This window comes from Paenibacillus psychroresistens, assembly GCF_009728935.1.
Taxonomy (GTDB): Bacteria; Bacillota; Bacilli; order Paenibacillales; family NBRC-103111; genus Paenibacillus_AC; species Paenibacillus_AC psychroresistens.
In genome coordinates, this window is the sequence record NZ_CP034235.1 from 56,439 (window position 1) to 82,420 (window position 25,982).

Genomic DNA, 25,982 nt, shown 5'->3' on the forward strand with positions numbered 1-25,982 from the left:
AAACTCGGCTAATGCTTACGAAGAAAGTTTTGCAAAAGCAAAACTCTGAGGAGGGAAACAAATGAGTAACGGTAGAGTTGTACAGGTTATGGGACCGGTTGTTGACATCGAGTTTGAACGTGGTCATCTCCCTAACATCCTGAACGCAATCAAAATTGAGAAAAAAGCTTCCACTGCTGGAGAACGTGATATCAACTTAACGGTTGAAGTAGCTGTTCATTTGGGAGATAACATGGTTCGTTGTGTTGCAATGTCTTCCACAGACGGTTTGGTTCGTGGATTAGATGCAGTTGACCTTGGATCACCAATTAGTGTACCTGTAGGGAATATAACTTTGGGTCGTGTATTTAACGTATTGGGTGAGCCAATTGATGGCGGAACTCCAGTTGAACGCACGAATGTAAAACCAATTCACCGTGCTGCACCAGCCTTTGATGAATTGGCCGTACAAGCAGAAATGCTAGAAACCGGAATTAAAGTAATTGACTTGCTTGCTCCATACGTAAAAGGCGGTAAAATTGGTCTTTTCGGTGGTGCAGGTGTTGGTAAAACGGTTACGATTCAAGAGTTGATTAACAACATTGCTCAAGAGCATGGCGGGATTTCTGTATTCGCCGGTGTTGGTGAAAGAACTCGTGAAGGAAATGACCTTTACCACGAAATGAAGGATTCAGGCGTTATTAGCAAAACAGCGATGGTATTTGGTCAAATGAACGAGCCTCCAGGCGCACGTCTTCGTGTTGCATTGTCCGGTTTGACAATGGCTGAGTATTTCCGTGATGAAGAAAACAAGGATGTGTTGTTGTTTATCGATAACATTTTCCGGTTTACTCAAGCGGGTTCTGAGGTTTCCGCACTTCTAGGGCGTATGCCTTCAGCGGTAGGTTACCAACCGACATTGGCTACAGAAATGGGCCAATTGCAAGAGCGTATTACATCCACGAAGAAGGGTTCAGTAACATCGATTCAAGCGGTTTATGTTCCTGCGGATGATTACACGGATCCAGCACCAGCTACAGCGTTTGCCCATTTGGATGCAACGACTAACTTGGAGCGTAAGATTGCTGAGCAAGGTATTTTCCCAGCGGTTGATCCATTGGCTTCTAGCTCACGTATTCTTTCACCTGAAGTTGTTGGCGAAGAGCATTATCAAGTCGCTCAAGGTGTTAAGAAACTTCTTCAACGTTACAAAGAATTACAAGATATCATTGCGATTCTAGGTATGGATGAATTGTCTGATGATGATAAATTAACTGTACAACGCGCACGTAAAATTCAACGTTTCTTGTCCCAGCCTTTTAATGTTGCTGAACAATTTACAGGGATCAAAGGTAAGTATGTTCCTGTAAAAGATACTGTTCGTAGCTTCAAAGAAATTCTTGAAGGCAAGCATGACGATCTTCCAGAAGCAGCATTTATGTATGTTGGAGCGATCGAAGAAGCGATTGAAAAAGCTAAAACGTTGTAATCTATAGGCTTACGAAGTGGAATTTTCTAACGAAAATTCAGATTATGCTTGCGAAGAGGAATTTTCTAATGAAAATTCTAAGTATCTGCTTACGAAGTGAGTTTTCTTACGAAAACTCTTGGGAGGTGTCAATGTGAGCACTTTTTTATTAGAAATAGTAACTCCTGAGCGGAAGGTTTATGCGGAACAGGTGAATATGATCGTAGTTAAAGGTGTCGCGGGGGATTTAGGTATTCTACCTCATCATATCCCTATGGTTACCCCTTTAAAGATTGCACCTGTTCACATTAAGCAAGGAAGCACAGATTTGTACATCGCAGTTAGCGGTGGTTTTATGGAAGTTGGTAAGGACAAAGTAATCATTTTGGCTGAGAGCGCTGAGCTTCCAGGCGATATCGATGTTGAACGTGCTAAAGTTGCAAAAACACGTGCTGAGAGTCGTTTGAACGATAAAGCGACGCATATCGATTTCCATCGTGCAGAATTGGCGATGCAAAAAGCTTTAATGCGTATCAATGTCAGCGAAAAGCGTTTCTAAAGCTAAGCCTTTTAAAGACTGAGGGACTATCCCATATAGCAGCTTAACTGCTATATGGGATAGTCCCTCCTTTTATTATCGAATTATAATCACTGATTATAGGATACAATAAAGTAAATTACTCCATTAAATTAAAAGTCTGACTGAAACTCATATCTCAGTGATCGTTGTGTTATGGCATAGTCAGATACCAATACTACAATATACACAAATGTATACAAAAATAGTTTTTAATAATTAAATCATTAGACACCCTCATAAGCATTTGATATAATTGTTACGGTGTTTATCCTTATAGCTACGAAGGGATTGAGCGAATGTTTACCAATAATTATGTGATCGTGGCGATTTTCATTGGGCTGGGTCTTATATTGCCAGCAGCTGCTTTAACCATCGGCAAGTTCTTACGACCCAACAAGCCTCAAGTCGAGAAATATACGACTTATGAAAGTGGAAATGAGCCCGTAGGTGAAGGACAAGTCCGTTTCAACATTCGTTATTATTTATTTGCGCTAATGTTTGTTATTTTTGATGTTGAGACTGTATTTTTATACCCGTGGGCTGTGGCTTATCGGAGATTAGGCACATTTGCGCTAGTTGAGATGTGCGTGTTTGTCGCGCTCTTAGCTGTTGGGCTTATCTATGCCTGGAAGAAGAAGGTGCTGCAATGGACTTCAATTTAGCTAGTATTTCACCCTCAGAAAAAGAGGAACTGGATCGCAATGTATTCATGTCAACGTTGGAACAGCTTAAAGCGTGGGCACGGAGCAATTCATTATGGCCGCTAACCTTTGGTTTAGCTTGCTGTGCTATTGAAATGATGGGTACGGGAGCATCGCATTATGATTTAGATCGATTTGGTGTTATTTTTCGGACATCACCTAGACAGTCGGACGTAATGATTGTTGCAGGAACGGTAACTAAGAAAATGGCTCCTTTACTTAGAAGATTGTATGATCAAATGCCAGAGCCGAAATGGGTTATTGCGATGGGGTCATGTGCAACAGCAGGTGGACCTTATGTGAAATCTTATGCGGTTGTAAAAGGTGTCGATCAAGTAGTTCCTGTGGATGTCTATATCCCAGGCTGTCCGCCGAATCCAGCTGCGTTGATCTATGGAATTAATAAACTTCAAGAGAAGATTAAATATGAAGCGAAGACAGGGAAGCAGGTGACGAATCGATGAGCGAAGACAATAAACCTGTCGACGATCAAGCCGTTATCGAGGGAGCTGTTCCCGCAGCTGCAGAGGAAACGAAGCCAACAAGCACGTCAGCTCCTGAAGCAGTAGCAACAGAAACAGTATCGGCAGAAGCGCCATCTGATTCTCCTGCACCCGTGCTTCAAAAACAAACACCTGAGGAAAAAGCAGCAAAAGTAAAGGCAGCAGCTGAAGCAAGGGAATTAAGAGCACTTGCCAAAGCAGCAGAAGCAGCGAAAGCGGAAGCACCAGCAGGCGTTGAAGGCGAAGCACCGGTGGTCAAACCACCTTCTGTGAATCAACCTTTATTGGACCGAGTTGTCCAAATATTGAACGAAAATGTAAGCCCAGATGTAGTAGTAGAAGCTTACATAAATGAAAAAGACAGTGACCTTCCAACAGTAGTCTTGCAAGCAGAACACTGGTTGGCTTGTGCAATTACCTTGAAAAACCATGCTGAGTTAAAGCTCGATTATTTGCGCAATTTATCTGGAACAGATCAAGAGACGCATTTAGAGTCAGTGTATCACTTGATATCGCTTTCAACGAAACGCGACTATTGTGTAAAGATAAAAACCGATCGCGAGCAGCCATCCATTCCTTCTGTAACGGGAGTATGGTCAACAGCGAATTGGAATGAGCGAGAAATTTTTGATTTATTGGGCATAGATTTTACGGGACATCCGAATATGACTCGTATTATGCTGCCGGACGATTGGGTCGGATATCCACTGCGTAAAGATTATGAACCACTTGATCCGGAGGTGTAAGTCGAAGTGATACGGACAGAAGAATTGCTGCTTAACGTTGGACCTCAGCATCCCAGTACTCATGGAGTATTCCGAATTATTGTGAAGATTGACGGGGAAGTGATTAAAGAGGCTATCCCGGTTATGGGTTATTTGCATCGTGGTACCGAAAAGCTTGCCGAAGATTTAACGTATACTCAAATTATTCCTTACACAGATCGATTAGACTATGTATCAGCTATGACGAATAACTATGTATTAGTACATACCGTCGAGAAGCTGATGCAGCTTGAAATCCCAGAGCGTGCAGAATTTCTTCGACTGATTGTGATGGAGCTTCAACGTGTAGCAAGCCACATGGTATGGTGGGGCACGTATCTCTTGGATATTGGCGCGATGAGCCCATTCTTATTCGCATTCCGTGATCGTGAAATTATTATTGATCTATTCAATGAATTATGTGGAGCACGGTTAACGTACAATTATATGCGAGTTGGCGGCGTTAAATGGGATGCTCCAGAAGGCTGGATCGACAAAGTTAGAAAGTTTATTCCTTATATGAAGGATAAGCTGGATGAATATAACGCGCTTGTTAGCGGTAATGAAATTTTTCTTGCCCGAATTAAGGGTATTGGTAAATATGATGCACAAACGGCTATTGATTATGGACTAAGCGGTGCAAATTTACGCTGTACAGGTGTGAATTGGGATTTACGTAAAGACCAGCCCTACAGTATCTATAATCGATTCGATTTTGATGTGCCAGTACGTGATGGCGGCGATTGTCATGATCGTTATTTAATCCGGCTTGAAGAAATTCGCCAATCTTTACGCATACTAGAACAAGCAGTTGAGCAGTTTCCAGCTGATGGCGATATTATGGGTAAAGTTCCAAGGGTATTACGTGCTCCGGAGGGTGAAGTTTACGGTCGTATTGAATCTCCTCGTGGTGAAATTGGCGTATACCTTGTTTCCAAAGGTAAAGATAAGCCGTTTCGTTTAAAATTCAGACGCCCCTCCTTTGTTAATTTGCAAATTTTACCGAAGCTGCTAGAAGGCGAAACCATGACTAATATGATTACCATCCTAGGTGGAATTGATATTGTCGTAGGGGAGGTTGACGGATAGATGGGTACATTGCTTCAACAGGAGTTATCATGGCTTAACTTTACGATCTTCTCGGTCTGGGGCATCATTATGCTGCTTTTGGTTCTGGGTTTCGTAACCTACGCCATTTATTTTGAACGGAAAGTTATTGCATCCATGCAGATGCGGGTAGGTCCAAACCGCGTAGGTCCTATGGGCTTATTGCAAAGTGTTGCGGATGTTACCAAACTGTTACTTAAGGAAGATACCATTCCAGCGGCTGCCGAACGTGACTTATTCATTATGGCACCGATTATTACTTTTGTACCTTCGTTTGTAGTACTGGCCGTTATGCCTTTCACAGATAAGCTGTATTTCGCTGATTTGAATATCGGTGTGCTTTATTATGTTGCGCTATCAGGGATTTCGACGATTGGTATTGTTCTAGGTGGCTGGGCATCTAATAACAAATATGCTCTGCTAGGCGGAATGCGTTCAGCCGCACAAATGATCAGTTATGAGGTACCGTTGGTTATCTCTATATTGGGAACTGTCATGATGACGGAAAGCATGAACCTGCGTCGCATTGTCGCCCTGCAGGATGGCGGCTTCTGGCATTGGAACTTCCTCCCTCAAATCATTGGTTTTGTCGTTTTTGTAATAGCAGCTATCTCTGAATTAAATCGAACGCCTTTTGACTTGCCAGAAGCAGAGTCGGAATTAGTTGCTGGTTATCATGTGGAGTATAGCGGTTTCCGTTTTGCCTTCTTCATGCTAGCTGAGTATGTATATGTATTCGCAATTGCTACTTTGACTACGGTGTTGTTCTTAGGTGGCTGGCATCCGCCGTTTAATTTCTTAGAGTTTATACCAGGCATCATTTGGTTCCTATTGAAGTTCTCTTTCGTGGTATTCTTCTTGTTCTGGTTAAGAGCGACAATGCCGCGTTTAAGAATCGATCAGCTGATGGGCTTAGGCTGGAAAGTATTATTGCCGTTATCTTTAATCAACATTTTCGTAACCGTCTTGTATATTAAATTTTTTATGGGATGAAGGGGTGAAAACGAATGAAGGGTTTAATCAAAGGCATGGGCGTTACGCTGAAAAATATGGGGCGCAAGAACATTACCTACGGATATCCTGAGGTCCCTTTAGTTATGCCGGATCGCTTTCGAGGGATCCAATATTTTGACCCGGAAAAATGTATTGTATGTAATTTATGTGCGAAGGTATGTCCAACGGATTGCATAACATTAACCGGAAAAGCTAACCCAGATCCAGATAAAAAAGGTAAAGTAATCGATACCTATGATATCAATTTTGAAATCTGTATTCTTTGTGATTTGTGCACAGAGGTTTGTCCTACAGAAGCCATTGTTATGACTAATAACTTTGAGCTGGCCTCCTTTAGTAGAGACGACCTATTCAAAGATAAAGCTTGGCTAAGCAGTAATACCAACTTCATCCGCCAAGAGAATAACTCCGCGATGCCTAAAGGAGGTCCGAAAAAAGATGCTGCTGTCTAACTTTTTTGATAATCTTTCGAGCTTTGCCTCTGAGGGCAGCAACTGGGTGTTTTTCGTATTTGCTTTAATGGCTATCAGCGGGGCTATTTTCATGATCAGTTATACCAAGGTTGTGCATATGGTGGTTTCGCTGGCATTGACGTTTATAAGTCTGGCTGGACTCTATATTCTGTTGGAAGCAGAGTTTGTTGCCGTAGTTCAAGTGTTAATTTATGCAGGTGCTATCTCTATTCTAATGATCTTTGGGATCATGCTAACCAAGCATAGAGGCGAAGAGGTGGAAGCCCAGCGTCCATTGCATAATATTCTATTAATTATCGGTTCCGTTGCGTTGCTTGGTGTGCTATTCTATGCCATTCAGACAGCTGATTTTCCGGATGCCGGCAAGTTTAATCCTGGTGATGATAACACAGCAGAAATTGGTAAATTACTGTTTAATGTACACGTTATTCCTTTTGAATTGATATCTGTTTTGCTGACAGTTGCATTAATTGGTGCAATTGTTATTGCAAAAAGGGAGGAAGAGTAATATGGGTGGTGTAGTAGCTCCTTACCTAATGTTAGGCGCTATTCTGTTCTGTATTGGAATATATGGCGCGCTTTCTAAAAAAAATGCGGTAATTGTTTTATTATCTATTGAATTAATGCTGAATGCGGTGAATTTAAACCTGGTTGCTTTTGCTAAGCTAGGGGTGAATCCTTCTATAACCGGACAAGTTTTTTCTTTGTTTAACATAGCAGTAGCTGCAGCTGAGGTTTCAGTGGGGATCGCGATATTGATTGCCCTCTTCCGCAATAGCGGTAAAACTGAAGTTCAAGACATGGATTATATGAAACGTTAAGATTCAAGAACAATATATTTCTTGGCAAAAGCACTCGTCTTGTACGGCTAGCTTGCAACTAGTAAACGGGTAATGGGTAACAATTAAAAAGTTATCCTTAACAGTATTTAAAAGCTGCAAGTTAGCCGTGTAAGACGACGTAGCCGTTTACCCTCGGGAGGTCACAAATTTCATGGAATCGGTCTATTCGCAATATGCGTGGTTAATACCGCTATTTCCGCTACTGGCATTTTTAATAGTAACAGCGGTGGGTCGGCAAGCAAAAGAATTAAGCGTCTATGTCAGCATTATCGCTTCGCTTGCCTCATTTGTGTTAGCTGCGCTCATTTTCTTCGAGCGAGTGGGCTCACAAATCGAAAATTACACCTGGCATGATTTACAATGGATTAAAATTGGTGATTACTCATTAAATATGGGCTTTGAAGTGACGAACTTAAATGCACTTATGCTGCTAGTCGTTACCTTAGTTAGCTTACTTGTGAATATCTATTCCAAGGGCTATATGAAAGGCGATGAACGCATTTCCGTATTTTTTGGTTATGTGGCTTTGTTTACTTTCTCCATGCTGGGTCTGGTCATCTCCGAGAACATCATTGAGCTTTATATTTTCTGGGAGCTAGTAGGGGTTTGTTCCTTCCTGTTAGTCGGGTTCTGGTACTTCAAGCCTGAAGCGAAAGCTGCAGCCAAAAAAGCTTTTATCGTCACGCGAATTGGTGATGTTGGCTTATTCATCGCGATCATGCTGTTGTTCTGGTACATGCCGGATCATCAAATGGATTTCACCTCCATCCATAACGTATTCAGTGGTACACACAGTGCGATTGGTGATGGCACTATAACATTGATAGCCATCTTAATCTTTGTAGGCGCTGCGGGTAAATCAGGGCAGTTTCCGCTGCATACCTGGTTGCCGGATGCAATGGAAGGACCCACACCGATTAGTGCCTTGATCCATGCAGCAACTATGGTTGCAGCAGGCGTGTATTTGGTCGCTCGCACCTACGATATCTTCTTGGCTTCACCGGATGCATTAACAGTAGTCGCTTATGTTGGTGGCTTTACAGCGATATTCGCAGCAACCATAGGTACAGCTCAGAATGATATTAAACGAATCTTGGCTTACTCCACAGTCAGCCAATTGGGCTATATGATGATGGCTTTAGGAATGGGAACTTGGGTAGCTTACGCTGCTGCTATATTCCACCTTTTCACGCATGCCTTTTTCAAAGCATTACTCTTTCTTGGTTCAGGTAGTGTTATTCATTCGGTACATACCCAGGATATTCATGAAATGGGCGGATTAGCGAAGAAAATGAAGATCACGACAATTACTTTTGCGATAGGCTCTCTAGCGCTTTGTGGAATTGTGCCTTTCTCAGGTTTTTGGTCCAAGGATGCTATTCTAACGGAGGCTTACTTGCATCATCCAGTCTTGTTCTGGGTTGGATTAGCTGCTGCATTCTTCACAGCTTTCTATATGTCCCGTCTGTTCTTCTTGGTTTTTACCGGCAAATCTCGTTCCCACACGGAACCACATGAATCACCGTTATCTATGACATTACCGCTTATGATTCTAGCTGTATTGGCTTTTGCAGCAGGCTTTGTCTTCATTCCAGAGGCTAATCCATGGCTAGGCACTTGGCTCGTGGAGAATTTTGAAGAAGAAAAAGTTAATTATATCGTAATGATTCTATCTACAATTGCCGGTTTAGGTGGTATTTTTGTCGGATGGGCTGTGTTCTACAAGGGCTGGATTCCTCGGGATCTAATCACTTCGCGGGCTCCCTGGCTCTACAATCTGCTTAATCGCAAATATTATATAGATGAACTATATCAAGTGATTATCATAGCTCCCTTACGAGGTTTAGGGCTGTTAATCAATTGGTTTGATGATTATGTCATCGACGGTATTGTTCGTTTAACCGCTAATTTTACGCTAGCCTTATCCTCTTGGGGATCTAAGCTTCAAAACGGTCAACTGCAAAGCTTTGGCTTAATGACTTTATTAGGCTTTCTCATCCTGTTACTTGCTTTAATTGGAAGGAGGTTTATCCATGTTGGCTGACCTTCCTATTCTTAGTTTAATTGCATTCTCGCCTTTGCTTGGAGTGCTGTTATTGTTATTCATGCCAAAGGATAATGGAAAATGGATCAAAATCATCGGTATTGCAGCTACAATCATACCGCTTATCTTAGCAGGCTGGCTGTATGCAGAATTCAACCATCAGCTGGGCACCATGCAATTCGAAGAGAACTATCGCTGGATTTCGATTGACTTAAGTAAAGAATTGGAGCAGTTAAGCCAGTTCCAGCAATTTACACTTAACTTTAATTTTAATATTGCTGTTGACGGCTTATCGCTTCCTATGGTATTTCTAACTGCTTTGGTCTCCACCATGGCAGCGTTGGCCTCGATTTATATAAAAAAGCGTTGGAAAACCTATTTCATTTTATTTTTAATTTTGGAAGTAGGCATGTTCGGAGTATTTATGGCACAGGATGTATTCCTGTTCTTCTTGTTCTTCGAGATCGCGTTGGTTCCTGTGTTCTTCTTAATTGGAATTTGGGGCTACCATAACCGCGAAAAAGCTGCGAATAAATTCTTGATATACAACGGGATAGGCTCAGCTTTAATGCTAATTGCCTTCTTAATTCTGGTTACAACCGCTGGGTTTGTGGTCATTCAGGGCGGAGCTGTAAATTCGGTTCATTTCAGCGGTAGTCTTCAGGATATTACACATAACTTGTTTTATAATCCTGATGCGCTAATTCACACAGTTTCGGGTCCCCAGAATCCAAATCCATTCTATTTAGGCAAAGGGATTAAGTGGACGATTTTTAGTTTATTATTCGTGGCTTTTGCAATCAAGCTTCCAATCTTTCCTTTCCATACTTGGATGCTTAAAGTGCATTCCGAGGCACCACCTTCCATTGTAATGATTCACTCAGGGATCTTATTGAAAATGGGAGCTTACGGTCTCATTCGTTTTGGCGTCCTGCTCTTTCCAGGTGAGGCCAAGGAATGGGCGTATGTGATTGGGTTGCTCGGATTAATCAATATTATTTATGGCGCGATCCTAGCCTTTGTACAAAAAGACTTTAAATTGGTATTAGCGTATTCGAGCATAAGCCATATGGGCATAGTGTTGTTAGGGATTGCAGCATTTAACGTAATTGGTTTGCAAGGCGCGGTTTTCCAAATGGTCTCACACGGTTTGATTTCGGCGTTGATGTTCTTGATTGTCGGAAGTATCTATGAACGAACACAAACAACACAAATTGATGAGCTCGGCGGGCTTGCCAAATCCATGCCGTTTATGAGCGGCATTCTGTTGATAGGGGGCATGGCTTCCTTAGGCTTGCCAGGTTTATCCGGCTTTATAAGCGAGTTTTTAGCGTTCTTGGGCTTGTTCGACAGTATGCCGATTATTACCATTATCAGTACAGCAGGGATTATACTTACTGCAGTTTATGTATTGCGCGGTGTTCTGAAAATTACGTATGGTCCGATGTCGGAAGCTTATGCCAGCATTCGTGATGTACGTTTGATGGAAGCTATACCGATGATCACCTTAGTGGCATTTATTCTCTTAATCGGTCTATTTCCAGCTGTATTAAGTGAGCCTTTACAGGCTACTGTTGTTGGTTTTAATGATTTTATCCACACAATCGCAATGAAGATGGGAGGCTAACCGATGGAGCTGCATGGACTTAAGTGGAGTGATCTGAGTTATCTGGCTCCAGAGTTGACGCTAGTCATCTCTGCGATTCTTTTATCGATTATTGATTTAGTGTTGCCTAAACGAGTAAGTAGAACTTTGCTTGGTTGGTTATCTATTGTTAGTATTGTCATTTCTGCTGGCTTTGTGATCCACCAACTTGGTGTTAAATTTGATCTTTCCGCCTTTTCATTCACTCAGGGTGAACCAGTAAGAGCGGAACTGCTGCATTACAGCTATCGTGTAGATGCATTCGGGGGCATTCTTAAGCTGCTCTTCCTTATCGCAACAGGATTAATTACTTTAATGAGCATCGGTTCGATCAAAAAGACAGAAATTCCCGATGTCGGAGAATATTATTATTTTCTGCTACCTGCGCTAATAGGCGGGATGATTATGGTTTCATCAGCTGATTTAATCGCGTTATTCGTTGGTTTGGAGCTGTTGAGCATTACCTCATATATTCTGGTTGGCATGCGTAAATTAAACGGACGTTCGAATGAAGCCGCGTTTAAATACATCGTGCAGGGTGGAATTGCATCAGCAATGATACTGTACGGAATGTCATTTCTATATGGGATTAGCGGTTCAACAAACTTATTAGAAATTAATAACGCACTAGCTCAAACAAGTGGTTCATTCACGGCATTAATCTATGTAGCATTTTTCTTAATGCTAGCTGGACTGGGCTTTAAAATTGCCGCTGCACCTTTTCACAGTTGGGCACCAGATGTCTATCAAGGAGCGCCGACTCCTATAACCGCATTTTTAGCTGTTGTATCCAAAGGGGCTGCTATCGCATTACTATTTCGTTTCGTATATAGGACCTTCTATGGTGTAACAGGAACAGTAGAGCAACCGATTTACAATGACATTCTATTCACCATTGCCGTTTTAGCGGCAATTTCAATGGTCGTTGGTAACATTCTAGCTCTGCGTCAAAGGAATTTTAAACGCTTATTAGCTTTTTCTGGTATTGCAAATGCTGGGTATCTGTTGGTCCCAATTGCTGCAGAATTTGGATTCGTGCATCAAGCGAATTTTTCTGAATTCACCTTCTATTTGATCGCTTATACGTTTATGAATATCGGTGCGCTTGCTGTATTCGCAATGATTGAGAATGCTTCTGATACCGAACAAACACGCGGATTTGCTGGTTTGTATTATCGCGCACCATGGACAGCTTTTGCAATGGTAGTGCTGTTGCTTTCCTTAGCAGGATTTCCAGTTACAGGCGGATTTTTCGGTAAGCTGTTCATCATTATCGGGGCTTTAGAGACTCAAAAATATTGGCTGGTTGCCATTATGATTGGTGCTAGTGTGATAGCCTATTACTACTACTTTGGTCTGATTCGCCAAATGTTTATGCGCAGCGACATTGAAGCGCGAGACCTTAAGCCAACTATACCTTTGGCGATTGTCATTTGGATATGCACCATTATTACCCTATTGCTTGGTTTCTTCCCACAGGTTATATTGAATCAAATCGAAACTATTTTTAGCATGACTAAGGATTTGTTTATGGTTACAGGTTAAGTTTTATGGTTAAATATGTTAAGCCGCAGCTAAAGTGCTGGGGCTTATTGTTTTTCTTGGGAAGAGGAGGTAGAGAATAAAGTGAAACGCATTATTATAAAAGGGCTGCTTTGTCTGGCTTTAGTCTCTACCTCGCTGTCAATATTTCAGGCTAATGAGGTTTCAGCGGCACCTCAGCTGACGGATAAGCTGACGATAGCTATTGTCGATACGGGAGTAGATCTGGAGCATGCAGATCTGAAAAAGTATTTAGTAAGCGGAACTAATCTGGTTAAGCCGAAGACGACGCCGATGGACGATAATGGGCATGGGACTAATGTTGCTGGAGTCATTGTCGAAGCAGTATTGAAAAACTCAATAGCAAGGGGTATTGCCTGGACACCACGGATAATGCCTGTTAAAGCTTTAGATAACGAAGGAACCGGGGATGAGGAGCGTTTAGGTGCAGGCATAAGCTATGCAGTTGATCATGGTGCACGTATTGTCCTGCTTTCCTTGGGCTTAAATAAATTTTCCGCCTATCTTAGTGGAGTTGTCGAAAAAGCAGAGAAGCAAGGGGTGTTGTTGATCGCAGCATCTGGAAACGAAGGAGAATCGGTGAAATATCCGGCTGCTTATGCATCTGTGCTTGCTGTAGGTGGAGTGAAGCCAAATCTCGTCGCTGAGGAAAGGTCCAATTATGGGATTGAGCTGGATGTAGTAGCACCATGGAATGTATATACAACCGCCAAGGGAGGCGGCTATGAACGACAAGAAGGCACCTCAATGGCCGCGCCGCAGGTAGCTGCAGCCTGTGCACTGCTGTGGACCAAATATCCAACGATGTCGCCAGCTGAAATACGCAATATGATCCGGCAAACGGCGCAGGATATCGGGCCTAAAGGATGGGACGAGCATACGGGTTATGGATTGCTTCGTACAGATCTTGCACTTGTAGATAAACCACTGGATGATATTTATGAATCTAATAATCAAGCAGCAACAGCTAAACGACTGCCATTTGGCAAAAAAAGCGAAGCTGCATTAAGTGATAAAACCGATACGGATTGGTATATCATCGATGCTCCTTATAGTGGTTCGCTGCAAATGGATATTGTATCCGACTCAACAGAAGCCAAGAGCATTGAAATGACCTACTATAAGAAACTAACCGAGACAGGAACCACGTATAAAGGACTCGCGACCAAAGAAGTTTCTTTTCAAGTAACCAAAGGCCGTAATTATCTAAGGATTCGTTCATTAACAGCCAGTGCGACTACAATAATAAAATATCAAATGTATCCGCAATTATTTGTTAATCCCGACTCTTTTGAAGACAATGATCGTAAGTTTAAAGCTTATGTTTTGCCAGCGAGAAGCCAAATGATAACGGGGACCTTTCATCAGAATTCCGATCAGGATTGGTTTATGCTGCCTATTACAGAAGCAGGAACCTTACGTCTAAAGCTATCTACAGATACAAGCCGAATTGATTCCGTGCTGCGCATAGAAAAGACGGGAATGAAAACCCAGATAATTGACCAAAAAAGCGATGGTCAGACTGAAACATCCTTACCCCTAGAAGTTACCCCGGGAAATTATTATTTTCTGGTCAGTAATGTTAAGGATTATAGCTTTCCGATTATCGGTGAGTATATTCTGCAAATTGATTATGATAAATATTATATCGATCCCAATGAGCCTAATGACCGTTCTTTTCAGTCCACAGGGATGAATTCAGGCGTTACTTACGATGGAGTGCTAGATGAGAGCACAGATGTGGATTGGTTTAGCTTTAATGTGGAGAAGGAAAGCTTGGTCCATTTGGAGCTGACGAATATTCCGCATAACCGGACGATTTATTTATCCCTGCAGAATTATGTATTGAAGACTATTAATAACAGCGAGAATACGGCAGATAGCACAAAAATCAATCTAGATACCTATCTACTGCCTGGAAAATATTATATCGAATTAAAGGTAGATGAAAGCTTCCAAAACCAGCTCTACCATATAAAAATGGAAGCCTCTCCTGTTCTTGCTGGATTTGCAGATATCTCCAAACATTGGGCTAAGGATAGCATTGTTAAATTAGCTAACTTAAACCTCATAAATGGGTATGGCAATTATCGTTTTTTACCGGATCAGACCATTACAAGAGCCGAGGCCGTATCTATTTTAAATAAAGCCTTTAGCTGGAAAAACCAAAGTACAAGCACATTCAAGGATGTGCTGGCAACGGATTGGTATAATCAAGCCATCGTGAACGCGTCAAAAGAGAACGTAGCGTCAGGGTATCCAGATGGTTCTTTTAAGCCGAATCAGGAGCTCAATCGAATGGAAATGGCAGCTCTGTTATCGCGAACGCAGGGGAAACAATCTGTAGATACCAGCATTTCCAGCTTCAGTGACATTGATAAAACCTACTGGGGTGCGGACATTCTAGGTGAAATGAAGACAAAAGGTTGGATTCTTGGATTTAAGGATGGTTCGTTTCAACCTGATCGTTTAGCTACACGTGCAGAGTTTGCGCAGCTTCTGGTAAAAATAATGAACTATTAGAAAAGGGGGTTTACTATAGTGGATACATCTAGTGCTTCTAGTGCGCTTAATCAATCAATAGCACTCGACAGCTTAATGAACATTTGTATTGTGGTTATTTGTATCGGTTTATCTTGGTGGGGCTTGCAAGCAATACGTTTTGATTTATTTTTGAAGCGTCCCAAAAGCTCACCCGCCATATTTCTGCAAATTTTGCTTTCTATTGCATTAGGTAGTGAAGTAGCTCGGTTCATTATCGAATATTTTCATTGGTCGAGTTTGCTTAAAGGAATGTTTTAAAGTGGATAATTTACTTCCGCATAACATCAAGCCATCTTGCTAACAATGGAGATATAAGATTATAAACGTTGAGGTGATCCGGTTGAGTAGAATATTTGTCCGCGGGGGTCAACGATTATCCGGTAAAGTTAAGATTAATGGCGCCAAAAATGCAGTATTACCCATCATTGCAGCATCCATATTAGCCTCAGAAGGTGTCAGTATAATTCATGAAGCGTCAAACCTCGACGATGTTCGCACGATGCATCAAGTGTTAGAGGGGTTGGGCATCACCATTAATTACGATCACTCCACGATTAAAGTGGATGCATCCCATATTCAGTGCACAGAAGCCTCTTACGATCTGGTTCGCAGAATGCGTGCCTCTTTTCTTATTATGGGTCCCTTGCTGGCTCGTTGTGGGGAAGTGCGAATTGCTTTACCTGGTGGATGCGCCATTGGTACGAGACCGATTGATCAGCATTTGAAAGGCTTCGAAGCCATGGGTGTAAAAATTGAGCTTGGGTTAGGCTTCATTGAAGCCAAAGTGAACGGACGATTGCAAGGTGCGAAGATATATCTCGATGTTGCCAGTGTAGGAGCTACAGAGAATATCATGATGGCAGCAGCATTAGCGGAAGGCACTACAATTATTGAGAATGCAGCAAAAGAGCCGGAAATTGTCGATCTTGCCAATTTCCTCAATGCCATGGGTGCACGTATTCGCGGTGCAGGCACAGGAATCATCCGAATTGATGGTGTGACAGAGCTTAGAGGAGTAGAGCATACGGTCATTCCAGATCGGATCGAAGCGGGTACTTATATGATTGCTGCGGCAATAACGGGAAGTACGATCTACATTGAAGGGATCATAGCGGACCATCTGACGCCGATTATCTCCAAGCTGCAGGAAATGGGAGTTATTATCGATATTGATGAGAATGGAATGCGTGTGAGCGCTGAGCATCCGTTACGCTCTGTGGATGTTAAAACTTTACCATACCCTGGATTCCCCACAGATATGCAATCGCAAATGATGGCTTTGCTATTGACGACTGACGGTACCAGCATCATCACGGAGACTGTGTTCGAGAATCGGTTTATGCATGTGGAAGCGTTTAATCGGATGAATGGACAGATCAAGGTGGACGGAAGAGCTGCGGTTGTTAGTGGAAACTGTCGTTTAGTCGGCTCGAAAGTCATGGCCACCGATTTGCGCGCTGGAGCAGCTCTAGTGCTTGCAGCACTTGCTGCAGAAGGCGATACAGAGATTAGTGGCATTCATCATATTGAGCGAGGCTACGTGGATATTGTCCGTAAGCTTCGTGAGCTTGGAGCCAATATTCGACGTGGTGAGGATGTTGAGGTGCAGGAAGAGCTTAGTGAGATTAAGGCTTTGTTCGCCACTGTTAGACCTAGCTGGGCTTGAAATTTATTTTTGTGGGCCTCGTTAGGTTTTTTTCTGCTTTGAGTTTATTGCCTGAATAGAAAGCCACTCTGTCCAGAGTGATAACATCTTTTTTTGCCAATTTAAACAGGCCTTCTTCGTTAATTAGAAATTTCATTTACAACTCTTCAACCAAACTAGCATTTCATACCAATCCCCCAAACAAAGCCATTCCTAGCATTTCTGCGATTTTTTCTGCCACTTCAGACTTTAATTTGTGTTCTACCAACCCTACAACTCTCATAGAATGTTAATATGCATAACAATCTAGCGTTTATCCTTAAAAGCAGATTGTTTGCCTATATTGTATGCAGCAAGAGTAGATTTGTAGGAGGACGCCTATTAATGGTAACGATTCAGTATCAAACCAAAGTACGCATAGCTGCATGGCTTGGTGTAGTGCTACTCACGGCTCTTATTACCTTTGGCTTAGAAAAAATAACAGAAAGCAAGCCCCACGTCGCAATTGAGGGTGACTCTCAAACAAATTCATTAGGTACCACAGATTCTACAAAAGATCTAGATTCCATAGCGGTTTCTTCCCAATTGTACCAATCATCTCTCGTCGTTTCTATTTATTTAAGCCACCAACAGAAAATAGCTAGAGTTCCCTTGGAGTCCTATATTGCTGGAGTTGTGGCGGCGGAAATGCCAGTAAATTTTCAACTAGAGGCTCTTAAAGCCCAGGCGATTGCAGCTAGAACATACATTGTACGCAGAATTGTCAACCATGATCTAAGCGGTATTCCAATGAAGGGAGCCCAGGTAACGGATACAGTTGTACATCAAGCATATTTAACCGATCAACAGCTAGCGAAAAACTGGGGCCAGAAAAACTTCCAAACTAACATGAAGAAAATCAACCAAGCGGTTAACGAAACACGGGGAGTAATCATCACCTATGCCAACGAACCGATCAATGCTACTTATTTTTCAACGAGTAATGGATTTACAGAGAATTCAGAGGACTACTGGGGTGTGTATGAGCCTTACTTACGTAGTGTTGCCAGTCCCTGGGATCGTAAAATATCACCTAGCTTCAATAAGACCATAGAGATATCGATAACGCAATTTCTACTTAAACTAGGTCTCTCAAACTCAAAAACTACAAGTAAAGCCATTCCTGCAAGCTTATCAATTAACGTAAATTCAAATGTCCAAATTTCAGAAGGGCACCGAATTTCTTCTATTAAAATCGCAGGCAAGCAGTTTACTGGTAAAGAAATCCGAGAGCGTCTGGCCCTCGCCTCCTCCGCTTTTACTTGGCAGAAGAAAGGAAATACCATGGTTATTCAAACACAAGGAAGCGGCCATGGCGTGGGAATGAGTCAATGGGGGGCGAACGGAATGGCACAAATGGGAGAATCGGCAGCTAAGATTCTGCAATATTACTATAAAGGAATTAAGCTTAAATCGGCTCAAAACCTATTAACAAGCTACAGTAAACAGTAGCTCGAGACTGCTATATATATGAAATTATTAAAAACCTCTATCATCTCACGTATAAAACCTAATGTTGTGGCAACAATGGTTACAGAGGTGATGAACATGAATGAACAAAAAAAGGGCATTCAAGTTAAAGAGGAAGTTACTGTAACTAAAGAGGTAACATCCAACACAACAGTACCATCCAAAGGATGGCGGGGATTAATGGCGAAGAAATGGGCATTTCCAGCAATTTACATGGCGGCAGCGGCAATTATTCTAACGTTCATGTGGGTCTACCAGGATTTGGGTAGCTCTAAGACCGCTGATAAAGCCGGCACTGAAATTGCTAAGACAGGAACAGCAGCTAAGGATCTAAAAGACGAACCAGTTAATGCGCTTCCAGTAGTTGCAGCGACAGAAAAAATGCAATGGCCAGTGGTGAATCGTAATGATGTTGTAGCCGGGATTCCTTTCTATGACACTCAGGCATCCAACGAGGATAAACAAGCCGCTATGGTGCAGTACGGTGATACGTTTACTCCGCATACGGGTTTAGACCTTGTTAGAGCAGACAATCAGACTTTTGATGTCTTAGCCGCCCTTACTGGTAAGGTCACTGTTGTCGAGAAAAACCCGCTCACCGGCAGTCAAGTGGAGATCACATCCAGCAATGGAATGATCACCATGTATCAGAGCTTGAGTGACATCATTGTTACTCAAGGTGCTGAAGTTAAACAAGGCGATATCATTGCCAAAGCAGGAGTCAACGAGCTGGAAAAAGACGACGGCGTTCATCTTCATTTTGAAGTACGCGAGAGCAAAGACGGTCCAGTTCTTAACCCTACTGCGTTAATGGCAGAGCACGAATAAGCTGTCAGCGCACACAAGGACAAGCAGAGGGAATTCCCTTCTGCTTTTTCTTTTGCCCTAAATAAGGTCTGTCCGACAAAATAAATGTCCAAATTTCGAATATATAGGCTCGCTCCTCATATAATGTACCAAACTATCTCGAATAGGGAGGCGAGCGGAGTGCACGATTACATCAAAGAACGGACGATTAAGATCGGCCGCTGCATTGTGGAAACGAGAAATACCGTGAGAATGATAGCCAAAGAATTTGGGGTTTCCAAAAGCACAGTGCACAAGGACTTAACAGAACGATTGCCCGAAATCAATCCGGATCTCGCCAATCAAGTGAAAACGATTCTGGAATACCACAAATCGATTCGACATCTGAGAGGGGGAGAGGCAACGAAGGTGAAGTATAAGAAGACGCGTCATTACAAAGGTGCAGAGCTATTAATACCTGTAAATGCTTAAATCGCAAAAATTCGCGAAAAAAAAGGGATTTGGCTTTCTATGGCGAATATACCTAAAACGACGCCTTTTTTTGGGCTTATCGTAACGGTAGCTTATGTTTAGCTTGGGAGGACACTAAGAAATGTTCAGCAAGGATATTGGAGTAGATTTAGGTACGGCAAATGTTCTGATTCACATTAAAGGTCGCGGAGTTGTTCTGAATGAACCATCCGTGGTAGCTATTGAGAGCGATACTAAGCGAGTACTTGCTGTTGGAGAAGAAGCACGTCGCATGGTTGGACGCACACCAGGCAATATTACTGCGATACGTCCTTTGAAGGACGGAGTCATAGCCGATTTTGAAATTACAGAAATTATGTTAAAATATTTTATAGCCAAGGTTGGCGGCAAGCAATGGTACAGTCATCCTCGTATCCTAATTTGTGCACCAACGAATATTACATCCGTTGAACAGAAGGCCATTCGCGAAGCTGCAGAGCGCGCGGGGGCCAGAGAAGTTTTTATGGAAGAAGAGCCTAAAGCTGCTGCTATTGGAGCTGGTATGGATATCTATCAGCCAAGTGGGAATATGGTTATTGACATAGGTGGAGGAACGACAGATGTCGCCGTCTTATCGATGGGCGACATCGTCACCTCATCTTCGATCAAGATCGCAGGCGATAAATTCGACTCCGCGATCATGAAGTATATTAAGAATAAATATAAGCTGCTTATTGGCGAACGTACATCCGAAGACATTAAACTGAAAATTGGTACTGTTTTTCTAGGTGGTCGTGCAGAAGAAATGGATATCCGCGGCAGAGATATGGTGTCCGGCTTGCCATTAACGGTTACGATCAATTCCAATGAAGTGAGAGAAGCTTTGTGGGAGCCCGTATCCGCAATTGTTGCCTCAGCTAAATCCGTATTAGAAAAGACGCCGCCGGAACTTTCGGCGGATATTATAGATAGAGGAGTTATCCTCACAGGTGGCGGAGCGTTACTACACGGCTTGGATTTATTGCTTGCTGAAGAGCTTAAGGTACCTGTTAATGTGGCCGAAGACCCAATGCATTGTGTTGTTAAAGGAACCGGAGCGATGCTGGACAACCTAGACCGTGTCTCGAAACAGAAGTTTTATTAAAGAGTATGCTTACGAAGCAAGTTTTCCAAGGAAAACTCCCAGGAGGGAATCCATATGCTAAGAGGACTTTATACTGCTGCAGCAGGTATGATCATGGAGCAAAGAAAGCATGATACGATTACCAATAACATTTCCAATATTAATACACCTGGATTTAAGCAAGGTAACGCGGTTTCCCGATCCTTTCCTGATTTCATGATCTCTCTTTCAAATGGGGAAAGTGGTTCGCGTTCAGTAAAGCAAATTGGAAGGCTTAATACAGGGGTTTTTGCAGAGGAAGATGTTTCTATTTACTTACAAGGCGATATGGAAGAAACAAAAAACCCATTAGATGTGGCATTGGTCTCGGATATTCAGATTCCTGGCTTGCAGTTCGATGGCTCTGGTAAAACCATTACCGCTGATGGTGAGAAGATTTTTCAACCACAAGCCTTCTTTACAGTATTGGACCACAACGGTGAGCAACGTTATTCACGTAATGGTAAATTTCAAGCGAATGACACAGGTGAGCTTATAACACCCGAAGGCTATAAAGTCTTAGGTCGTGATGGACAACCTATCGTTCTGAGAGACCCGACAACTAATACTTATCTAGCGAATGTCAAGATCAGGCCAGATGGTACCATTCTTGATGAGGTGAATGGCCAGCCGATTAATAATGCTAATGGACAACCCCTAGCTCTCATGATTTCACGTGTGGATAACCCCAACCGTTTGATTCGTGAAGGTAATGGTGTATATAAAATCAATCCAGATGATGTGGCAAGCGTGACTTCGATAATACCTAATAACGAGGTCCAAGTTAAACAAGGTTATGTGGAAAGGTCGAATGTGGATGCAGCCCAATCCATGATAGATATGACTGCCGCCCTGCGAGCGTATGAAGCCAATCAAAAAATGGTGCAATATTATGATAAAAGCATGGAAAAGACCGTAAACGAAATAGGCCGAGTTTAACAATATGGCTAAGGGGGACCTCTAGATGAATCACTCATTAATTAACTCATCGGTGACCATGCATGCTATACAGCAAAAGCTAGACATCATATCGAATAATATGGCGAATTCGAATACGAATGGCTACAAAAGAAAAGACGCTACTTTTGAAGATATTCTGACGAACATTAAAGAACAGCCTAAGGGCTTTCAGAAGGATGGGCGGCTTTCACCCCTTGGATTTAACCAAGGCTGGGGCGCTAAGCTGAGTCAAGCCCAAATGAATTTAGCTCAGGGTACATTAGCTGCAACGAATATTTCCTCCGACTTAGCAGTAGAAGGAAATGCGCTTTACGAAGTGACTATGAATACAGTGGATGAAACAACAGGTGAGCCTGTAGCCAAAACGGTTTACACCCGTGATGGAAGCTTTAATTTAGCAGTCAATCCGCAGGATCCAGCCAATTTATATCTGCAAACCAAAGAAGGTAATTTCGTTAATGGCGTTAATGGACAGCCCATTAAATTTCCTAAGGATTTAAAAATGTTTGTCGATGATAAAGGGAACGTCACGGCAATTAATCCAAGCGATAGCGGCGCGATTCCTCTACAGGTTGGTCAGCTTAAGCTTGTTCGTGTAGTTCGACCTCAATATTTACAGCAAATTGGTGAGAATCTTTACGCGCTGCCAGAAGGTTTAGATAATGCCAATGGGCAGATTCTCCAAAATGTAAATACAGGTTCAAACTTAGATAGCCCAGTAGCCATTAGACAAGGGTACTTAGAGCAATCCAACGTAAATCTAGCAGACGAAATGACTCAACTCATCATGGTACAAAGGGAATACCAATTAACCGCACGTGCGGTTACTTCCTCAGATACAATGATGAATTTGGCCAATAACCTACGCGGATGACGATGCCACCTAATTCAGTCGAAGAGTTTGAAATTCAAGAGGTTCCCCAAAAGCCAGAAGCAGCTAAAGCGTCAAAGCCAGCTGCACCTGCCAAAAAAAAGCGTAAGCGAAAAAAGCTATGGCTGCGTATTGTTCTTTTCACATTACGATTATTGCTAGTTCCTGCTCTATGTTTAGCTGCCTTGTATGCAGGATTAGTTATTGGTTACGTTCGAATTGGACATCAGCCATACTCTGATATTTTTGATATGGCGACCTGGAAGCATCTTTATGAGCTTGTGTATTCAAAAAGTTAATAGGCCAAAAGCTATCCATGAATAACAGCGCCCTCAGCTCGGGTGCTTTTTTTGTTGTGTGGCAGGTGGGGGTTTTAAAGTTAACCATTCAAATGTATAATAAGAAGGATGCGGAAACCAATACGTAGAGGAGAAAAAAAGTTGAATGTGCCTAATGCAATAACCATAGCACGATTTTTTCTCATCCCTCTCTATTTGTATATATTTCTTGCAGGACATACGGCGTTGGCTTTCTTAGTTTTATTCGTGGCTGGGGCTACGGATGTACTGGATGGCTATTTGGCACGCAAGAAGAAACAGACAACGGCTTTAGGCAGTATGCTAGATCCATTGGCTGATAAGACGATGATGCTGACGGTTGTGCTTTCTTTTCTGTATGTAGGAATGATTCAATGGTCAGAGGCTATTGCGATGTTTATCCGTGATGGGGGTATGATCATCGGTTCAGCTATTTTTCATTTTCGTGGTAAAAAAACGGTGCCTGCTAATACTATGGGCAAACTAACAACGGTGCTTTATTATTTGGCTATTCCTCTTATTATGTTTGAGGTACGCTATGCGCTGTCTTACTTATGGGTCGTGATTATTTTTTCTTTTGTGACCTCTTTCATTTACATACTCAAGATCAAACAGTTGAATAAGAAATGAACGCCGCAAGGAATTTAGGAAAAAGAACATATTTCTAAACCAGCTTTCGCTGTTACGGTTAACGAGTACCTAATCTATCTAGGATTGGTTGCCCGTTACGCGTATAGAAATATGTTCCTTATGTGAACCCTCACTGCTGCAGACCATGAAGGACAATTCTAGTGTCAGTCGTTGCAGTGAATTTTATACCTATACATCAAAAAGGAGCTGAAATAGTTGCTAAATATCCAACAAATTCAAGAAATTATTCCCCATCGCTTTCCCTTTCTATTAATTGATCGCATTCTAGAGCTAGAGGCAGGAGTTAGAGCTGTAGGTCTGAAGAATGTAACCATGAATGAGCCTTTTTTTGAAGGGCATTTCCCAGGATATCCAGTTATGCCAGGTGTTCTGATTGTAGAAGCATTAGCACAAGTGGGCTCTGTAGCCATGCTTAGCCTCGAAGCCAATCGCGGCAAGCTTGGTTTCTTTGCAGGCATTGATGAGTTTCGATTCCGCGGTCAAGTTGTGCCAGGTGATACATTAATTCTTGAAGTTCATATTACACGTCTAAAAGGTGCCATCGGTAAAGGTACAGCTGTAGCTAAAGTCGGCGATAAAGTAGTAGCTGAAGGTGGGCTTATGTTTGCTCTGTCCGAACGTCAATAATTAGGTATGAAAACCAAGGAGGAATAAATTATGGAAACCAATGATCTAGTTCAAACGAAATATCAGCAATGGCTGCAGGATCCAAACATTGACGCCGAAACTAAGCAAGAGTTGCACGCTATAGCTAACCAACCACTTGAAATTGAGGATAGATTTTATAAAGATGTAGAATTTGGAACAGGCGGTATGCGCGGGGTCATTGGAGCGGGTACTAATCGCATGAATGCCTACACAATTGGGATTGCTACCCAAGGCCTTGCCCAATATTTACAAGAAGATAGCTCACGCAAGCAGCACTCTGTAGCAATTGCCTACGATTCACGCAACCAGTCGCCAGAGTTTGCACTAGAAATTGCGCTGGTTCTAGCAGGTAATGGCGTGGTTGCCCACGTATTTAAGGCTTTGCGCCCAACGCCTGAGCTTTCATTTGCCGTGAGGTCGTTACACGCCTCTGCGGGCATTGTCGTGACCGCAAGCCACAATCCGCCGGAATACAACGGCTACAAGGTCTATGGCAACGATGGAGGCCAATTGGTGCCTGATCAAGCGGAGAAGCTTATAGGCCAAATCGCAGGCTTGCAATCCTTTGCTGAAATCCGTAAATTATCTCAAGCGGAAGCGGAAGCTAACGGCTTACTTAACTGGATTGAAGAGAAAGTGGACGCAGATTTCATCGATGCGGTTACAGCCATTAGCCCCAATCCACAAATCGTTAAGCAAATGGGCGAGCAATTGCAAATCGTCTATACGCCATTGCATGGAGCGGGAAATCTATCGGTTCGCAGTGCTTTGAAGCAGCTTGGTTTCAATAAAGTTACCGTTGTACCAGAGCAAGAAAAACCAGACCCTTTATTCTCTAGCGTAAAGTCGCCTAATCCAGAGGAAAAAGAAGCCTTCACCTTAGCGATTAAACTAGCTCGTCAAATCGATGCAGATATTATCATTGGAACGGATCCAGACTGCGATCGTATGGGTGCTGTTGTTAAGGATGCTCACGGTGAGTATTTTGTGTTGAGCGGCAATCAATCAGGAGCGCTGATGGCTCACTATTTGTTAGGCAGCTTGAAGGATCAAGCGAAGCTACCAGCCAATGGTGTAGTAATTAAAACAATAGTGACTAGTGAAATGGGAGCGGCTGTGGCCAAAAGCTTCGGAATCCCTACTTTAAATACATTAACAGGCTTTAAATATATCGGTGAAAAAATGACCCAGTTCGATGCATCCGGCGAGTATCAATTTATTTTTGGATATGAGGAAAGCTACGGATATTTAGCGGGGAACTATGCGCGCGATAAAGATGCAGTGGTAGCATCCATGCTGATTTGCGAAGCAGCTGCTTACTACAAGAGTATTGGTAAAAGCTTGTACGACGTGCTTCAGGAGCTCTATCTGGCGCATGGTCATTTTCAAGAGAAGCTGGAATCTCGTACGCTTAAAGGCAAGGATGGCTTGGAGAAAATTGGGCAAATTATGGATGAGTGGCGCAACCACCCGCCAGAGCTGGTAAATGGGATTAAAGTAACCACCATTCTCGATTATTCCAAAGGCATAGATGATTTGCCAACCGAAAATGTTCTTAAATACGTCTTAGCCGATCATTCTTGGTTCTGTTTGCGTCCATCTGGCACTGAACCAAAAATCAAAGTGTATTTTGCAGTGTGCGGCACAACGGGTGAAGAATCAGCCAACCAAATCCAAGCTATAGTCAATGAAGTTATGGCCCGAGTGGATCAATAATTGTACGGAGGAGTGGGCG

The 25,982-nt window shown here is 42.6% G+C and carries 26 protein-coding genes; all 26 read left to right on the forward strand.

Features of this window, described 5'->3' with window-relative positions; all coding sequences use genetic code 11:
- Nucleotides 1-61: 61 nt before the first annotated feature.
- Nucleotides 62-1,468 carry a F0F1 ATP synthase subunit beta gene (atpD, locus tag EHS13_RS00315; RefSeq protein ID WP_155698293.1) on the forward strand — a complete coding sequence of 469 codons (1,407 nt, stop codon included), beginning with the start codon at nucleotides 62-64 and terminating at the stop codon, nucleotides 1,466-1,468.
- A 133-nt stretch (nucleotides 1,469-1,601) separates the two neighbouring features.
- Nucleotides 1,602-2,006: a F0F1 ATP synthase subunit epsilon gene (locus EHS13_RS00320; RefSeq protein WP_155698295.1), complete on the forward strand. Its 405-nt coding sequence runs from the start codon at nucleotides 1,602-1,604 to the stop codon at nucleotides 2,004-2,006.
- A gap of 317 nt (nucleotides 2,007-2,323) precedes the next feature.
- Nucleotides 2,324-2,689, forward strand: a complete 366-nt coding sequence (locus EHS13_RS00325; RefSeq protein WP_155698297.1) for an NADH-quinone oxidoreductase subunit A — start codon at nucleotides 2,324-2,326, stop codon at nucleotides 2,687-2,689.
- Nucleotides 2,674-3,192, forward strand: a complete 519-nt coding sequence (locus EHS13_RS00330; protein WP_155698299.1) for a NuoB/complex I 20 kDa subunit family protein — start codon at nucleotides 2,674-2,676, stop codon at nucleotides 3,190-3,192. The genes EHS13_RS00325 and EHS13_RS00330 overlap by 16 nt, the downstream gene beginning before the upstream one ends.
- On the forward strand, nucleotides 3,189-3,977 hold the full coding sequence (locus tag EHS13_RS00335) for an NADH-quinone oxidoreductase subunit C (protein ID WP_155698301.1): 789 nt from the start codon (nucleotides 3,189-3,191) through the stop codon (nucleotides 3,975-3,977). Before EHS13_RS00330 ends, EHS13_RS00335 begins: the two co-directional genes overlap by 4 nt.
- A 6-nt stretch (nucleotides 3,978-3,983) precedes the next feature.
- Complete coding sequence (locus EHS13_RS00340) at nucleotides 3,984-5,084, forward strand: NADH-quinone oxidoreductase subunit D (RefSeq protein WP_155698302.1); 1,101 nt, start codon at nucleotides 3,984-3,986, stop codon at nucleotides 5,082-5,084.
- Entirely contained in the window at nucleotides 5,085-6,095 is a 1,011-nt protein-coding gene (gene nuoH, locus EHS13_RS00345) for an NADH-quinone oxidoreductase subunit NuoH (protein ID WP_155698304.1), read from the forward strand.
- A gap of 14 nt (nucleotides 6,096-6,109) precedes the next feature.
- Complete coding sequence (nuoI, locus tag EHS13_RS00350) at nucleotides 6,110-6,568, forward strand: NADH-quinone oxidoreductase subunit NuoI (protein ID WP_155698305.1); 459 nt, start codon at nucleotides 6,110-6,112, stop codon at nucleotides 6,566-6,568.
- Nucleotides 6,555-7,097 carry an NADH-quinone oxidoreductase subunit J gene (locus tag EHS13_RS00355; RefSeq protein WP_155698307.1) on the forward strand — a complete coding sequence of 181 codons (543 nt, stop codon included), beginning with the start codon at nucleotides 6,555-6,557 and terminating at the stop codon, nucleotides 7,095-7,097. The genes nuoI and EHS13_RS00355 overlap by 14 nt, the downstream gene beginning before the upstream one ends.
- Before the next feature lies 1 nt (nucleotide 7,098).
- On the forward strand, nucleotides 7,099-7,410 hold the full coding sequence (gene nuoK, locus EHS13_RS00360) for an NADH-quinone oxidoreductase subunit NuoK (protein ID WP_155698309.1): 312 nt from the start codon (nucleotides 7,099-7,101) through the stop codon (nucleotides 7,408-7,410).
- A 172-nt stretch (nucleotides 7,411-7,582) separates the two neighbouring features.
- Nucleotides 7,583-9,475 (forward strand): NADH-quinone oxidoreductase subunit L, encoded by a 1,893-nt coding sequence (nuoL, locus tag EHS13_RS00365; protein WP_155698311.1) that lies wholly within the window; start codon nucleotides 7,583-7,585, stop codon nucleotides 9,473-9,475.
- Nucleotides 9,465-11,102 (forward strand): complex I subunit 4 family protein, encoded by a 1,638-nt coding sequence (locus EHS13_RS00370; protein WP_155698312.1) that lies wholly within the window; start codon nucleotides 9,465-9,467, stop codon nucleotides 11,100-11,102. The genes nuoL and EHS13_RS00370 overlap by 11 nt, the downstream gene beginning before the upstream one ends.
- Before the next feature lie 3 nt (nucleotides 11,103-11,105).
- Nucleotides 11,106-12,665, forward strand: a complete 1,560-nt coding sequence (locus EHS13_RS00375) for an NADH-quinone oxidoreductase subunit N (RefSeq protein ID WP_155698314.1) — start codon at nucleotides 11,106-11,108, stop codon at nucleotides 12,663-12,665.
- 81 nt (nucleotides 12,666-12,746) lie between these two features.
- Nucleotides 12,747-15,206: a S8 family serine peptidase gene (locus EHS13_RS00380; protein WP_155698316.1), complete on the forward strand. Its 2,460-nt coding sequence runs from the start codon at nucleotides 12,747-12,749 to the stop codon at nucleotides 15,204-15,206.
- Nucleotides 15,207-15,224: 18 nt separating this feature from the next.
- Entirely contained in the window at nucleotides 15,225-15,485 is a 261-nt protein-coding gene (locus EHS13_RS00385) for a DUF1146 domain-containing protein (protein WP_227013729.1), read from the forward strand.
- Nucleotides 15,486-15,567: 82 nt separating this feature from the next.
- The gene (gene murA, locus EHS13_RS00390; protein ID WP_155698317.1) at nucleotides 15,568-16,893 is read left to right on the forward strand and encodes a UDP-N-acetylglucosamine 1-carboxyvinyltransferase; all 1,326 of its coding nucleotides are present in this window, start codon (nucleotides 15,568-15,570) and stop codon (nucleotides 16,891-16,893) included.
- Nucleotides 16,894-17,256: 363 nt separating this feature from the next.
- On the forward strand, nucleotides 17,257-18,363 hold the full coding sequence (spoIID, locus tag EHS13_RS00395; protein WP_162462910.1) for a stage II sporulation protein D: 1,107 nt from the start codon (nucleotides 17,257-17,259) through the stop codon (nucleotides 18,361-18,363).
- An 18-nt stretch (nucleotides 18,364-18,381) separates the two neighbouring features.
- Nucleotides 18,382-19,209: a M23 family metallopeptidase gene (locus tag EHS13_RS00400; RefSeq protein WP_227013731.1), complete on the forward strand. Its 828-nt coding sequence runs from the start codon at nucleotides 18,382-18,384 to the stop codon at nucleotides 19,207-19,209.
- Nucleotides 19,210-19,368: 159 nt separating this feature from the next.
- The gene (gene spoIIID, locus EHS13_RS00405) at nucleotides 19,369-19,659 is read left to right on the forward strand and encodes a sporulation transcriptional regulator SpoIIID (protein ID WP_155698321.1); all 291 of its coding nucleotides are present in this window, start codon (nucleotides 19,369-19,371) and stop codon (nucleotides 19,657-19,659) included.
- A gap of 121 nt (nucleotides 19,660-19,780) precedes the next feature.
- Entirely contained in the window at nucleotides 19,781-20,782 is a 1,002-nt protein-coding gene (gene mreB / locus EHS13_RS00410; RefSeq protein ID WP_155698323.1) for a rod shape-determining protein MreB, read from the forward strand.
- Nucleotides 20,783-20,836: 54 nt separating this feature from the next.
- Complete coding sequence (locus tag EHS13_RS00415; protein ID WP_155698324.1) at nucleotides 20,837-21,739, forward strand: flagellar hook-basal body protein; 903 nt, start codon at nucleotides 20,837-20,839, stop codon at nucleotides 21,737-21,739.
- A gap of 25 nt (nucleotides 21,740-21,764) precedes the next feature.
- Nucleotides 21,765-22,634 carry a flagellar hook-basal body protein gene (locus EHS13_RS00420; RefSeq protein ID WP_155698326.1) on the forward strand — a complete coding sequence of 290 codons (870 nt, stop codon included), beginning with the start codon at nucleotides 21,765-21,767 and terminating at the stop codon, nucleotides 22,632-22,634.
- The gene (locus tag EHS13_RS00425) at nucleotides 22,631-22,930 is read left to right on the forward strand and encodes a DNA-directed RNA polymerase subunit beta (protein ID WP_155698328.1); all 300 of its coding nucleotides are present in this window, start codon (nucleotides 22,631-22,633) and stop codon (nucleotides 22,928-22,930) included. Before EHS13_RS00420 ends, EHS13_RS00425 begins: the two co-directional genes overlap by 4 nt.
- Nucleotides 22,931-23,071: 141 nt before the next feature.
- On the forward strand, nucleotides 23,072-23,578 hold the full coding sequence (locus EHS13_RS00430; RefSeq protein WP_155698330.1) for a CDP-alcohol phosphatidyltransferase family protein: 507 nt from the start codon (nucleotides 23,072-23,074) through the stop codon (nucleotides 23,576-23,578).
- Between the two features lie 216 nt (nucleotides 23,579-23,794).
- Nucleotides 23,795-24,226 (forward strand): 3-hydroxyacyl-ACP dehydratase FabZ, encoded by a 432-nt coding sequence (gene fabZ / locus EHS13_RS00435; RefSeq protein ID WP_155698331.1) that lies wholly within the window; start codon nucleotides 23,795-23,797, stop codon nucleotides 24,224-24,226.
- A gap of 30 nt (nucleotides 24,227-24,256) precedes the next feature.
- Entirely contained in the window at nucleotides 24,257-25,963 is a 1,707-nt protein-coding gene (locus tag EHS13_RS00440) for a phospho-sugar mutase (protein WP_155698333.1), read from the forward strand.
- Nucleotides 25,964-25,982 lie beyond the last annotated feature (19 nt).

Coding starts and splice junctions, on each gene's coding strand:
- atpD (WP_155698293.1), top strand. CDS start 62: ATGAGTAACGGTAGAGTTGTACAGGTTATGGGACCGGTTGTTGACATC.
- EHS13_RS00325 (WP_155698297.1), top strand. CDS start 2,324: ATGTTTACCAATAATTATGTGATCGTGGCGATTTTCATTGGGCTGGGT.
- EHS13_RS00330 (WP_155698299.1), top strand. CDS start 2,674: ATGGACTTCAATTTAGCTAGTATTTCACCCTCAGAAAAAGAGGAACTG.
- EHS13_RS00335 (WP_155698301.1), top strand. CDS start 3,189: ATGAGCGAAGACAATAAACCTGTCGACGATCAAGCCGTTATCGAGGGA.
- nuoH (WP_155698304.1), top strand. CDS start 5,085: ATGGGTACATTGCTTCAACAGGAGTTATCATGGCTTAACTTTACGATC.
- nuoI (WP_155698305.1), top strand. CDS start 6,110: ATGAAGGGTTTAATCAAAGGCATGGGCGTTACGCTGAAAAATATGGGG.
- EHS13_RS00355 (WP_155698307.1), top strand. CDS start 6,555: ATGCTGCTGTCTAACTTTTTTGATAATCTTTCGAGCTTTGCCTCTGAG.
- nuoK (WP_155698309.1), top strand. CDS start 7,099: ATGGGTGGTGTAGTAGCTCCTTACCTAATGTTAGGCGCTATTCTGTTC.
- nuoL (WP_155698311.1), top strand. CDS start 7,583: ATGGAATCGGTCTATTCGCAATATGCGTGGTTAATACCGCTATTTCCG.
- EHS13_RS00370 (WP_155698312.1), top strand. CDS start 9,465: ATGTTGGCTGACCTTCCTATTCTTAGTTTAATTGCATTCTCGCCTTTG.
- EHS13_RS00375 (WP_155698314.1), top strand. CDS start 11,106: ATGGAGCTGCATGGACTTAAGTGGAGTGATCTGAGTTATCTGGCTCCA.
- spoIID (WP_162462910.1), top strand. CDS start 17,257: ATGGTAACGATTCAGTATCAAACCAAAGTACGCATAGCTGCATGGCTT.
- EHS13_RS00400 (WP_227013731.1), top strand. CDS start 18,382: ATGAAATTATTAAAAACCTCTATCATCTCACGTATAAAACCTAATGTT.
- mreB (WP_155698323.1), top strand. CDS start 19,781: ATGTTCAGCAAGGATATTGGAGTAGATTTAGGTACGGCAAATGTTCTG.
- EHS13_RS00415 (WP_155698324.1), top strand. CDS start 20,837: ATGCTAAGAGGACTTTATACTGCTGCAGCAGGTATGATCATGGAGCAA.
- EHS13_RS00420 (WP_155698326.1), top strand. CDS start 21,765: ATGAATCACTCATTAATTAACTCATCGGTGACCATGCATGCTATACAG.
- EHS13_RS00425 (WP_155698328.1), top strand. CDS start 22,631: ATGACGATGCCACCTAATTCAGTCGAAGAGTTTGAAATTCAAGAGGTT.
- EHS13_RS00440 (WP_155698333.1), top strand. CDS start 24,257: ATGGAAACCAATGATCTAGTTCAAACGAAATATCAGCAATGGCTGCAG.